We start from the raw sequence: 12410 nt of genomic DNA, 5'->3' as shown, positions 1-12410 counted from the left end.
AACAGACTTTTGGGAACGCGCGCAGTTGCTATTGGGGGCCAGAGTAGCCATCTTATCAAATAGCGCATCGGATCGCTGCAACAGCCCATGTCCCGAAGCGCGACGCATTAGCTAAATCTTAATGACGGATCGACCAACGGCATATCGCATCGATATGCGCGTTCCCGGTCAGGACAACCCATGCCTATCGAACATGCCGCGGTGCAGGTCGTGCACAAGCCCTGGGGGGTCAACGATCTCCATCCCTGGAGCCTGACCGACGGTTCAGGTGACGCCGTCGGAGAGCTGTTGTTTCAGCGTGCCGACAAGACTGCGCCACCCGCCGCCCTGCTGCTCAAATTGCTGTTCACCAGCGAGCCGCTGTCGATCCAGGTTCATCCCGACGACGCATTCGCACACTCAATCGGACTGCCGAACGGCAAGACCGAGGCTTGGTATATCCTCTCGGCAAAGCCGGGCGCGCAGGTTGCCGTCGGACTGAAACGAAATCTCACACCACAGGAATTGCGCGCAGCGATCAGGGATGGCTCGATTGCCGGGCTCGTTGACTGGCGTTCGACCACGAAAGGCGACATCATCGTCGTTCCGGCCGGTACGATCCACGCCATCGGCGCGGGTATCGTGCTCGCCGAGATTCAGCAGCACAGCGACGCGACGTTTCGCCTGTTTGATTATGGCCGGCCGCGCGAGTTGCACGAAGACAACGCGGTTGCCGCTTCCTGCGCCGGGCCACTTCAAGCCCAATCCGGTCCGCGCCGCCTCACCGCTGCTCGAACGGCCCTTGCCGCCATCCCGCATTTCGTCATTGAGCGGATTGATCTTCCGGCGAATTCGAATTGGATACTCAACGCCGACCGGGAAACCTGGGTTCTCGTGATCGAAGGGGATGCGCGGATCGACATGGCAAGCACGTCGGTCGGCGATGCAATGTTTGTCGAAGGCGATCGTGCCGGCATTGAAGCCGGGGCCGACGGGATGAGCGCTCTGATCGCTTATCCCGGACCGGATCCGATCATGTCGTTGCTGCAGGAATCCGGAGAGCAAATGACTTCATCTGCCGACACGTCCACCCTGCGCTCGTTGCCGAAGCCGAAAGAGATTGTCGAGGCCCAGACATGACGCCGCTCCGCCGTATCGCCTTCATCGGCAATTCGCTTCCCCGCCGTTGCGGGATCGCCACCTTCACAACCGACCTGCAGCAGGCGGTGTCAACGTCTCGTCCGGATCTCGAGACCGGCATCGTGGCGATGACCGACCACGGCCAGACCTATGATTATCCCGCTTCGGTCGCCTTGCAGATCAAGGACGGCAATGTCGAGGAATATGTGTGCGCCGCAGACTTCCTCAACGCCGGCCGGTTCGACGCGGTTTGCCTGCAGCACGAGTTCGGGATTTTCGGCGGCGAGGCCGGGGCTCACATCCTCATGCTGCTGTCGCGCCTGACCATGCCGGTAGTGACGACGCTCCATACCGTACTGGCCAAGCCGACGGCCGCGCAACGCGCCGTGATGGAGCAAATCGTCAAAGGCTCGTCGAAGATCGTGGTGATGGCCAACAAGGGCCGCGAATTGCTGCGCAGCGTCTATCAGGTCCCCGAAGACAAGATCGAGGTCATTGCCCACGGCATTCCCGACGTTGCGTTCGTCGGTCCCGATGCGGCCAAGGCCCGGCTCGGATTTAGCGGACGGTCGGTGGTTCTGACGTTCGGCCTGTTGTCGCCCAACAAGGGGATCGAAGTCATGATCGACGCCATGCCGTCGATCCTGAAGCGCCGCCCCGACGCAGTGTATGTGGTGCTCGGCGCAACGCACCCCAATCTGGTCAGAGACCAGGGCGAAGCCTATCGCGAAAGCCTGCTCGCGCGCGCATGTGAGCTTGGCGTCGAAGACCACGTGGTGTTCCTCGATCAGTTCGTCGATCAGCCGACGCTGCTCGAATTCATCTCGATGTGCGACGTCTATGTCACGCCCTATCTCAATGAGGCGCAGATGACATCAGGCACGTTGGCCTACAGCTACGGACTTGGGAAGCCGGTCGTCTCGACGCCGTACTGGCACGCGCATGAGCTGCTGGCTGACGGACGCGGCGTTCTGGTTCCTTTTGGCGACGCGGTAGCGACCGGCCGTGAAATCGCGGAATTGCTCACCGACGACTCTCGCCGCCAGGCGATATGCAAGCGCGCCTATGCGGTCAGCCGATCGATGACATGGCAACGCACCGCCGAACGCTACCTGTCTGCCTTCGAGAATGCGCGACAGGGTCATTGGCTCCAGGCCCTTGCCCTCCCCGAGAGGAAGGCGGTGCCCGGGCCACAGGGCCCCGCCCTGCCCGCGATGCGAATCGATCATTTTCTGTCGATGTGCGACGATACTGGCCTGTTTCAGCACGCAGTGCATTCTGTACCCGATCGCTCGCACGGCTATTGCGTCGATGACAACGCTCGTGCGCTGCTGTTGGCGTGCGCCCTGAATAATCGAGACGAACAGCGCTTGTCGGAGATTCTAACGACCCGCTTTGCCGCCTTTGTGCAGCATGCGTGGAATCCCGACACCAGGCGGTTTCGCAACTTCATGGGCTTCAGCCGGACCTGGCTTGAACCCAGCGGCTCGGAGGATAGTCACGCGCGCACGCTCTGGGCTTTGGGCGAGTGCGCTCGCAGCGACGCCAGTCCATCGCGACGCCGCTGGGCCGCATCCTTGTTCGCGGAAGCACTTTCGAGCGCGCAAGCGTTTGGCTCTCCCCGCGCGTGGGCATTCACGCTGCTGGGTCTGGATGCCTATTGTGCGGCTTCTCCCGATGATCTGCACGCCCGGGACGTCCGGCCGGTACTTGCGGACAGGCTGATGAGGCTTCTCGCGTCGGTCGAGACACCGGACTGGGTGTGGTTCGAAGAAGGTCTGGCCTACGACAACGCGCGCCTGCCGCAGGCCCTGATGATGACGGGCATGGCGACGCAAACGCCCGCCTATGTCGAGGCCGGTTTGAGAACGCTGCGCTGGCTGATGACCCAGCAAACGGCGCCAGCCGGTCATTTCCGCCCCGTCGGCACAGCCGGATTCGGGGAACAGCGGCAGCAGCCCAGCGCCTTCGACCAGCAGCCGGTGGAAGCCGCAGCAACGATCTCAGCCTGTGTCGCTGCATGGCGCGCCGATGGCGATCCCGGATGGAAAGCCGTGGCGAGGCGGGTCTTCGCGTGGTTTCTCGGCAGCAACGACCTCTCCGTCGCGCTGGCCGATCCCGAGACCGGCAGTTGCCGCGACGGATTGCATCCCGACCGTGCCAACGAAAATCGCGGCGGCGAGTCGGTTGTGTGCTACCTGCTTGGTCTTGCGGAGATTCGTCAGCTTGCACGGGTCGACGACGGCCAGGTAAGGCCCGCGGCACTTCGCGCCGTCGGCGCCCGAATTTCATCTCCCCTTCCAGCGAGCCGAGGACATCGTGTCACAACCCACCTTCCTGAACCGGCAGGCGCTCTATCTTCGTCCTGACCCAGCGCGGGTGATCGTGCGACCGTTCAAGCCGGCGACCGAACCCCGCGATCTCAACCCGACCGACAAGACCCGCGCCAATCACATCGTCGACCGGGTTCTTGCACTCGATTCCGAAACCGTCGCCAGCCAGCTCGCCGATGTCCTGGAGAACTTCCAGGGCCGGCACCGCAACCTGCTGGAGACGTTCGAGGCGCGCGCCGCGGTGATGGAACAGGCATTGGCGGCTCACGGCTGTTTTTCCAAAGCCCAGTGCCAACTGATCGGCGCCTATTTCCTCAACGAATATTCGTTCGAGGCCTCGGCCTTGTTCAATCCCAGCATCGTGCCGCATCCCGACCAGTCAGGCGCGCCGAAGGGTGGCATGCGTTTCATCCTCAGTCTCCGCGCCATCGGCGAAGGCCATGTGTCGTCGCTGACGTTTCGCGCCGGCACCATCGCAGCCGACGGCAGCCTGACCGTCGACCCTACGGCGCGGCTCGCCTCGAGCCCCCGGATTAGCCGCCGCGCATCCGGACCGAACGGCGACCATGTCGAGCTGACTTTCAATCCCGAAGAAGAACTCAGCGAGCGCGTCATTTTTCCGGTCACCGATTCCCAGTCGAACGGCATCGAGGACGCGCGCTTCGTCGAATTCAGCGACGACGGCCGGAAGACCTACTACGCGACCTACACCGCCTATAGCGGACGGGCGATCCGTTCCGAATTGATCGAAACCAGCGATTTCATGTCGTTCCGGCTGGTGCCATTAAGAGGCACGGCAGCACGGAACAAGGGTATGGCGCTGTTTCCGCGCAAGATCGGCGGCAAATACGCGATGATCGCGCGACAGGATAACGAGAACCTGTATCTGATCTATTCGGACGACCTCCACACATGGGACGGCGGCCAGGCCATTCTGAAACCGGAATTTCCCTGGGAGTTCGTTCAAATCGGCAATTGCGGATCGCCGATCGAGCTCGACGAAGGCTGGCTGCTGCTGACGCACGGCGTCGGCCCGGTTCGCAAGTACTCAATCGGCGCGGCGCTGCTCGACAAGAACGATCCCTCCAAGGTGCTGGCGCGTTCGCGCGAGCCGCTACTGCGGCCCCAGCCGTCCGAGCGCGAAGGATACGTCCCCAACGTCGTCTATACGTGCGGGGCGATGCGGCACAACGGCCAGATCATCTTGCCGTATGCGGTGTCGGACACCTTTTCCAATTTTGCGACCATCAGGATTTCGGCGCTGATGCAGGCGATGAAGAGTTGATGGCCATCAAGCGCGTTGCCCGCGCCTTAGACTACGGGCGCAAGGAGACCACATGGCCCGCGAGACGACTTATTTCGTCCAGTCCTTCAACGCCGGCAGGGGCGGAAACCTGAAGGCCGATACTCCGATAGCCTGCAAGACGGCAACAGGCGCGGTCCGGACGGCGGAACGACTGGCGTTGAGCAAACTCGGCGTCGTGGCCTTCTCATCCACTGGCGATCCCGAGATGGGCGACTATGACGACGAGCCCACGGTCATCTTCCGTATCGGACAATTTCCTGAAGCTTTCGGCTAACCAAAGGCATCGACGGGCTGACTTAACGCAAGACCGGTGCCCGACGGGCTGCTAGATTTGCCAGATGAATTCCGAAACCGGAAAAACCTGGCGCGACGTGCCTACCAGCGTGTGGGCGCTCGGTTTTGTCTCCCTGCTGATGGACATCTCGTCCGAACTCATCCACAGCCTGCTGCCCATCTTTCTCGTGACCGCCGTCGGCGCCAGCACGACGATCGTCGGCTTGATCGAGGGCATCGCCGAAGCTACCGCATCAATCGCCAAGCTTTTCTCCGGCGCCCTTTCCGACCGCATCGGCAAGCGCAAGCTGCTGGTAGGCATCGGCTACGGATTGGCAGCCGTCACCAAGCCGGTGTTTCCACTGGCGAGCACGGCCTGGGAGGTTCTGGCGGCGCGCTTCGTGGATCGGATCGGCAAGGGTATTCGCGGCGCGCCGCGCGATGCGCTGATCGCGGATGTGACGCCACCCGCGATCCGCGGGGCCGCCTACGGCATCCGCCAGGCACTCGATACCGTCGGGGCATTCACGGGGCCGCTGCTGGCGGTAGCCCTGATGGCGCTCTATGCCAACGATTTCCGCGCCGTGTTCTGGTGGGCGGCGGTACCCGCGGCGCTAGCCGTGCTCCTGATCGTGGTCGGCGTACAGGAGCCGGACGGCGTCAAGGCAAGTGCAAAGCGCGGCTGGCCGATCCACAAGCAGGACCTCAAGCGTCTATCGCCATCCTTCTGGATGGTCATTGCGATCGGCATGGTGTTCACGCTGGCGCGGTTCAGCGAAGCCTTTCTGGTGCTGAAGGCTCAGGCTGAGGGGCTGGCATTGGCGCTGATCCCGCTGGTGCTGGTTTGGATGAATGTCGTCTATTCCCTGACGGCAACGCCGGCCGGCATTCTATCCGACAGGGCAGGCCGGGTGAAATTGCTGCTATGCGGGCTCGGCGCACTGTTCATCGCCGATCTGACGCTGGCCTTCGCTCCGGGACTTGTCGCGGTCTTCATCGGCGTCGGCTTTTGGGGCCTGCATATGGGACTATCCCAGGGCCTGCTATCGGCGCTCGTCGCCGATACCGCGCCTGAAGATCTGCGCGGCACCGCCTTCGGCCTCTTCAATCTCGTCGCCGGAGCGGCGCTGCTGATCGCCAGCGTGCTTGCGGGCTGGCTCTGGCAAGCGTTCGGACCGACGGCGACGTTCCTGGCCGGCGCGGTGTTTTCGGGATTGGCGGCGCTGATCATGTCCGCCACCATGAAGGCTGGAACGAAACCAGCCAGCTAATGTCTGTCGTGAGCGACCGGAGAAATACCAAGGGACGTGGCCAAATGCACGAAGACCTTCTGACGAAACTGGAGCAGCGCCTCGGACGGGTGCATGCAAAGCAGCGGCTGGGGATCGAGACCGATCACGAGGCGCAAGTGTTCGGGCAGGGCCTGACTTTCTTTCACCTCGAGAACTGGTACTCGGTCCATTCGGTGATCCGGAACGCGCTCAGGCTGACCGGTCTCTACGGACGGGGCCGAAGAAATGCCGAACGCATCGTGCTCAGGCATAACGACGTCTGGTTCAAGGACCTGCCGCCGCACTTCGATGGTTTCACCCTGCTCCACATCAGCGATATGCATGCCGACATGAATGAGGCGGCCATGCGCCGCCTTGTCGAACTGGTCGCCGACCTCAGCTACGACGTATGCGTGCTGACCGGCGATTTTCGCGGCAAGACGTTCGGACCCTTCGAGGCCACCCTGGACGGGGTTTCGCGGGTACGGGCACACCTGAAGGGGCCGGTCTATGGGGTGCTCGGCAACCACGACACCATCCAGATGGTTCCGGGGCTCGAGGCCATGGGAATCCGTATGCTGCTCAACGAGAGCGAGGCGATCGTGCGCGACGGTCAGCGGATCTATATCGCCGGGATCGATGACGCTCACTTCTTCAGGGTCGACAACATCGAAAAGGCCGCGTCACAGATCCCCGACGACGAGTTCTCCATCCTGTTGTCGCACACGCCGGAAATCTATCGCCAGGCCGCCCACGCCGATTTCAATCTGATATTGAGCGGGCACACGCATGGCGGCCAGATCTGCCTGCCCGGATCGATTCCGATCACGCTCGAATCCGTGTTGCCGCGGCGCATGGGCTCGGGCGCCTGGCAGTATCACGACATGAAGGGCTATACCTCCGTCGGCGCCGGTTCGAGCGTCGTCGCCGTACGCTTCAACTGTCCGCCCGAAATAACCCTGCATCACCTGCGGCGCGGCTGAGGGCTGGCAAGAGCCTTTTCCGTTCCGATTGAATCGGAACGGGGCTCAATCTTTTTGTTTTGACGCGTTTTCTTCACGCGAACCGGCATCCACTTCGCTTGAAAACGCTCTAATACGGCTCGTCGCGCAGATGCGCGCGGTAGAGAACCCAGGATAGAATCAGTTCACCGACGAAAAAGATCGCGACGCCAAGGGCGATGTCGACGGCCGTCAGCGATAACGCGGCACGGCATGCCAGCAAAGGCAACAGCGATTCCGGCAATTGATCCAGTCCGAGCGCCTGGCTGCTCGACGGAAAATTCAAACGGCGCTTCACGAAACTGGAGCACAGATCGCCGGCCATGGCGGCAGCCGCCGCTATCACACCAACGCTCCAATCCAGACCGATCAGCGGCGCGCCCAAAGCCGTCACCAGAACGGAAAACACGATCCCGCGGATGGTTTTCGATGGTCCGAACAGGGGGCGTCCATCGAAAAGTGTCAGTCCGCCATCCAATGGAAGCGCAAAGGATGGCCCGAAGACCCTCTTGGCAACGACTGGCGTGCCGTTGGCCAGCGTCAGCAAGATCATCGCTTGCAGGATTGCAGAAATATCCATCGGGAATATCTATCGCGGTTCGCATCATCCGTCATGCACTCAATCACCGCGCCCGCCGTGCCTGCGCAGGTCCTCGAGCCAGCGCGCCCGCTTCTTTTGATCGGCAAAGCTGAGCCCGTAAAGGCTCTCGTGGACAGGTTTGATTCCGGCGAAGCTCAGCATGCTGCGCTCGAAAGCCCGCAGTCCATAGGCACCAAAGTACCAGCGATAAAGCAGTACCGGCATTCCCATGGTCACGACGATGCGGGCCGAACGGCCGGCGAGCAGTCGTTTCGGAAAACCTTCCTTCTTGTACTCCATGGCAAAGCCGGGCCTGAAAATGTGTTCGAGAAAACCCTTGAACAGCGCCGGCATGGTTCCATGCCAGAGGGGAAACAGAAACACCCAGTGCTCCGCCCAGCGCATGTCGTCGCTCGGTTGCACCAGAGCCGGCGGCAACGCGCCGGTCTCGAAATCCACCTGCGTGCGCAGAAGAGAAAACTCGAGCTTCGCGACTTCGATGCGACGAACCTCGTGCCCTGCTGCAGTTGCACCTTCGGCATAAGCGTCGGCCATCGCGTGTAACAGGCGATGGCCCGCCGGGTCTGGATGGCCCTGGATGATCGCGATGCGCTTGGCCATGTGTTGCTCCCTGGAGGGAAACCTTCATCGCGTGTTCCCTCAGACAGCTCATTGATATTGCGCAAGGTCTGAGTCTCAAAACGCCGGTTATTTATGGATTGGCAACCGGCGGCGTCAGCACCAGCGGCGGCCGCGGCTTCGGCGGCTGACGCACCACGTTCGGCGCCGGCTTGACCTCGATCGGCGGCGGCAGCGGCGCCGCCTGCTGCTGGCTCGCCACGGGTGCATTGGAACTTGCCGGGCTCGCCGCGTTGGGGATCGGCGCCGCGCCCGGCGGACGCGGCACGGCGGCCTTGGCCTTCGGCGCAGGCCGGCGTGGATCGCGGCCGGGAATCGGCACTTCGGAAGTTGGCAGCGGAGGCAAGGCCGCCTCCGGTGGCTCGGTCGAAGACGGCGCGGTCGCAGGCGGCGGCAGCGAAGCCGGCAATGGCGGGGGCGGCTCGCCGCGCTCGATCGCTTCGAGCCTTCGGGTTTCACGATCGATCGCCCGCACCGCCAGCCATGACGACAGCGCCGCGACGTCGACCGTGCGGTCGAGCGCATCGGGCGGGCCCGCGGCGAACAACTGAATTTCCGCGCGGCTCGTCGCCGACCCGGCCGCCGTCGAGGCCAGGTTGGCGCGGATGTCGGCCTGGTCGGCGGGAATATCGTAGCCGCCCGACACGATGACGCGCGCGCCTTCGGCCTCGAGCGTGGTCGCACCGACGCGGATCCGCCCGTCCCTGATGTTGAACGGAATTTGCGCCGACTTGACCGACAGCGCGCCGGCCGACAGCGCCGGCTCGACGATCTGCCGCAGCCTGGCGTCGTCGGTCGCCTGCCCGCCGTCGCTGGCGCGGACCGCGGCCTCGAAGGCTCGCGGGTCGAGCCCGGCGATGCGAGCGGATTCCAGCGTCACCGTTCCGCTTCCGGACAAGGCGCCGGTCAGCGCGGACGCGCTGCGGCCCTGGCTCGCCAGCGTCATCTGCATCGAGGCGCGGCCTTCGGGCATCTTCAGCCCGCGATAGCGTAGCGCAGCACCTTCGACGCCGCTGAACTGGACGCGCGCATTCAAGGCGATTCCATTGGCGGTCGCTCTGGCGTCGATATTGGCGCTCGCCTCGCCGCCGCCGATGCCGCCCTTGATCGCATCGAAGCTCAACGACTGGCCGTCGCTCCTGACCGCGCCGCTGACGGGACGCAACTCGCCGCCGCCCGGCAGCGCGCCGCGCAGCGCCTGAAACGCGATGCGGCCGCGCCAGCCCTTCAAGAGCCCGGATCCGAGCGGCTCGGCGGCATCGTGTCCCGCCGCGCCGATCGCAAGTGCAAAGGCCGACCCGAGGTCGAGCGTATCGAGGCCGACTTCGCCCTCGACGTTCTTTTCCTCGTCAAGGACCAGCGCCACGCGGCCGCGCAACCTCGAGCCCGATATCGTGCTGTCGAGATCGTCGAAGCTCAGCCTGTTGCCCGCAAGCGAGACGCGCGACGACAGGCTGATATTCCGCGGAGGGCTATCGGATGGTTTGAGATCGAACAGCGGCGTGAGATCGACGCTGCGAGCCTTCAAGTTGACGCTGGCCTTCGGCTCGGCCGCCCACGGCTCGGCCGTCCCCTCGGCTTCGGCGTCGAGACCGGTTCCCGAAATCTTCACCTTCAGCCGCAACGGCGCACGCCAAACGCCCGCCAAAGAGCCCTCGAATTGCGCCGGGCCATCGCCCGCGCCGATCACGCGATCGAGCCCCAGCGGCGCCAGCAACGAACGGCCTTGTTCTGCGGACAGTTTCGATTCGATGTTGATCTCGCTGCGCCCGAGCGCATCGAGATCGATCCCGCGTACCGCGGCGATCACGGGCCTTGCCGTGATCGTGGCGGTGCCCTTGAGCCGCGGCACGTCGAAATCGAACACGGCGCGCGCGCTGGCGCGATCGGCCTGCTGAGGGTTCTTGTCGAGATCGAGCAACAGCTTGAGGCGCGCAGGGCCGGGACCAGCCGTGATCGCATTGAGCCGCGCCGCGACCGCCGGCGCCAGCGGCGCGATCAGGCCGCTGATCTGTGCGAGCGACGCGGCGCTCGAATTCAGCGTCAGCTTTCCGGTGGTGTTGACGCGGTCAAAACTTCCCGCGCCCTCGACCATCACGCTGCCGGCCTCGCCGATCTTCAGCTGATCCAGCGAGAACATCTTCGCGCCATAGCCGAGCTTCGCGATCAAGGGCCGCAGTTCCTGACCGGCCGATGTAGCGCGGCCGATATCGAGCGTGAGCTGCGCCTCGTCCGGCCACTCGGCTTGCGGACCCGCCAGCGAACGCGCCAAAGCGATCGCGGCGTCGAGATCGAGACGTTCCGCCTTCAACCCGGCCTCGAACCGCGAGCCGCCGCCTCCCGTGGAAATCGCAACCCGCCCCTCGACGGTGTTGCCCTCGATCTCGGCCTTCATGGCTTCGAGCCCAACGCGATCCTGACCCACGGTCAGATCGCCGTGCAGCCGCAGCGGCTTTTGACTGCGATGGATCACCTCGCCGCGGCCCTGCAGCCAGGTCACCAGGGCATCCGGATCGGAAGAATCGACGCTAAGCGCGCCGGTGAAGCTGCCGGGCTGCGGGTTGAAACCGCTCAGGCTGACGCGGGTCGCGCCCGGCGCCCGAAACTCCAGCCGGTCGATGCTCCAGGATCTGGCGTCGGTCTGCAGCGCGGCGGCAAGATTCTGCACCGGGCGTCCGCCCAGCATGATCTGTTCGGCGCTCAGTTCGATCTGCGCCGGGACAGGAGAAGTCTGCGGGAACGCGGCCATCAATGCGCGCAAGCCCGGCAGCAGCCGCACCGGCTCGCCGGCGCCGTCGCCCTTGGCGACGAACCGGTCGGCGTCGAGCTGCCGCGCCGATAGCGTGACGCGAAGCAGCGGCGAAGCGCCGAAGCGAAGGTCGCCGGCGCCTGAAAATCTCAGCGCGTTGTCCTCCGTGCCGTAGCTCGCCTCGATTTGCTCGAGCCGCGCGGCGGATGGATCGGCTTTTGCCTTGGCCGATATTCGCCACGGCGTGATGGGCACATTTGTGGTGGTCTTGAGTCCGGCGGGAGTGGCCAGCGTTACCGCGCCTTCGAAGCGCGGCGCGCGCGCCTCGAAAGAGAGCACGCCGTCGAGATCGGCCGATAACGCACGCGCGCCGGGATCGATGTTGAGATGAACGCGGGTGCCGTTGCCGTCGGGGGTCTGACCGGATGACACCCGGAACGGATAACGCACCCCTGAAAGCACGAAATTGCCATCGCCGCGCACCGAACCGGCCAGCGAACGCACATCGCCGCTGAAGGCGATGTCATTCAGCTCCAGCGTGCCGCGGCTCGAGGCGTCGTGCAGCGCAATGCGGCCGGTCAGGTTCAACCGGTCGATCGCCAGCGACCCCAGATTGAATCTCCCTGACGATGCCGGCCAGTCGACCTTTCCTTGCGAATCCAGGCCGAGATCGAGCGCCATGCCGTTGATGGTCAGTTCGGTGGCGCGCCATTCGCCGCGCATCAGCGAGCCCAGGCTGAACTCGACGTCGAGCTTGTCGGCGCGAACCTTGCCGAGGTCGTTGGCGCCGCCGACCGTCACCGAGCGCAGCCGAAGCGACGGCGCCGGCAGCAGACGCGCGTCCAGTTTACCGGCGACGCGCACCGGCGCGCCGATCACCCGAGTGGCCTCGGCTTCGAATTGCGGCCGGAACTGGTTCCAGTCGATGAAGTACGGCCCGATCAGCGCGGCTACCAGCGCAATGATGAAGGCAATCGCCAATCCGAGCAGCGTCGTCTGCACGGTGTCTCCCTTTGGGCACGTCCCGGCGCGATGGCGGCCCGGGACGGCCCACCCGCCGCCACGCTGACATCAACGCCGGAGCAGGACCATATATAGAGGCAATAGTGGCGAAGTCACAGCGGCGCGTGCGACGGCTC

At 64.1% G+C, this 12410-nt stretch carries 9 protein-coding genes; 6 read left to right on the top strand and 3 right to left on the bottom strand.

Annotation, left to right across the window (positions count from 1 at the left end):
- The first annotated feature begins 180 nt into the window (after positions 1-180).
- The 6 genes from KMZ29_RS07515 to KMZ29_RS07490 all read left to right on the top strand — a co-directional run bounded on the left by KMZ29_RS07515 (position 181) and on the right by KMZ29_RS07490 (position 7285).
- Entirely contained in the window at positions 181-1119 is a 939-nt protein-coding gene (locus KMZ29_RS07515; RefSeq protein WP_215623123.1) for a class I mannose-6-phosphate isomerase, read from the top strand.
- On the top strand, positions 1116-3488 hold the full coding sequence (locus KMZ29_RS07510) for a glycosyltransferase family 4 protein (RefSeq protein WP_215623122.1): 2373 nt from the start codon (positions 1116-1118) through the stop codon (positions 3486-3488). The genes KMZ29_RS07515 and KMZ29_RS07510 overlap by 4 nt, the downstream gene beginning before the upstream one ends.
- Positions 3439-4737, top strand: coding sequence for a glycoside hydrolase family 130 protein (locus KMZ29_RS07505; RefSeq protein WP_215623121.1), 1299 nt, complete (start codon positions 3439-3441; stop codon positions 4735-4737). Before KMZ29_RS07510 ends, KMZ29_RS07505 begins: the two co-directional genes overlap by 50 nt.
- A gap of 52 nt (positions 4738-4789) precedes the next feature.
- Positions 4790-5032, top strand: coding sequence for a hypothetical protein (locus KMZ29_RS07500; RefSeq protein WP_215605420.1), 243 nt, complete (start codon positions 4790-4792; stop codon positions 5030-5032).
- A gap of 64 nt (positions 5033-5096) precedes the next feature.
- Complete coding sequence (locus tag KMZ29_RS07495) at positions 5097-6302, top strand: MFS transporter (protein WP_215623120.1); 1206 nt, start codon at positions 5097-5099, stop codon at positions 6300-6302.
- 44 nt (positions 6303-6346) lie between these two features.
- Positions 6347-7285, top strand: a complete 939-nt coding sequence (locus tag KMZ29_RS07490; RefSeq protein ID WP_215623119.1) for a metallophosphoesterase — start codon at positions 6347-6349, stop codon at positions 7283-7285.
- A gap of 109 nt (positions 7286-7394) precedes the next feature.
- On the opposite strand, the gene KMZ29_RS07485 is transcribed toward KMZ29_RS07490, so the two are convergent.
- The 3 genes from KMZ29_RS07485 to KMZ29_RS07475 form a co-directional block, all read right to left on the bottom strand.
- Entirely contained in the window at positions 7395-7883 is a 489-nt protein-coding gene (locus KMZ29_RS07485) for a CDP-archaeol synthase (RefSeq protein WP_215623118.1), read from the bottom strand.
- 39 nt (positions 7884-7922) lie between these two features.
- On the bottom strand, positions 7923-8504 hold the full coding sequence (locus tag KMZ29_RS07480) for an NAD(P)H-dependent oxidoreductase (RefSeq protein ID WP_215623117.1): 582 nt from the start codon (positions 8502-8504) through the stop codon (positions 7923-7925).
- A gap of 91 nt (positions 8505-8595) precedes the next feature.
- Positions 8596-12273, bottom strand: coding sequence for an AsmA family protein (locus KMZ29_RS07475; RefSeq protein ID WP_215623116.1), 3678 nt, complete (start codon positions 12271-12273; stop codon positions 8596-8598).
- Positions 12274-12410: the final 137 nt, after the last annotated feature.

This window comes from Bradyrhizobium sediminis, from assembly GCF_018736085.1.
In the GTDB taxonomy this organism is placed as follows: Bacteria; Pseudomonadota; Alphaproteobacteria; order Rhizobiales; family Xanthobacteraceae; genus Bradyrhizobium; species Bradyrhizobium sediminis.
This window is presented reverse-complemented; position numbering and strand designations above follow the sequence as displayed.

Bases quoted from the DNA above. Each gene is read 5' to 3' on its own strand.
- KMZ29_RS07480 (WP_215623117.1), bottom strand. From the start codon at position 8,504: ATGGCCAAGCGCATCGCGATCATCCAGGGCCATCCAGACCCGGCGGGC.
- KMZ29_RS07490 (WP_215623119.1), top strand. From the start codon at position 6,347: ATGCACGAAGACCTTCTGACGAAACTGGAGCAGCGCCTCGGACGGGTG.
- KMZ29_RS07515 (WP_215623123.1), top strand. From the start codon at position 181: ATGCCTATCGAACATGCCGCGGTGCAGGTCGTGCACAAGCCCTGGGGG.
- KMZ29_RS07495 (WP_215623120.1), top strand. From the start codon at position 5,097: ATGAATTCCGAAACCGGAAAAACCTGGCGCGACGTGCCTACCAGCGTG.
- KMZ29_RS07500 (WP_215605420.1), top strand. From the start codon at position 4,790: ATGGCCCGCGAGACGACTTATTTCGTCCAGTCCTTCAACGCCGGCAGG.
- KMZ29_RS07510 (WP_215623122.1), top strand. From the start codon at position 1,116: ATGACGCCGCTCCGCCGTATCGCCTTCATCGGCAATTCGCTTCCCCGC.
- KMZ29_RS07485 (WP_215623118.1), bottom strand. From the start codon at position 7,883: ATGGATATTTCTGCAATCCTGCAAGCGATGATCTTGCTGACGCTGGCC.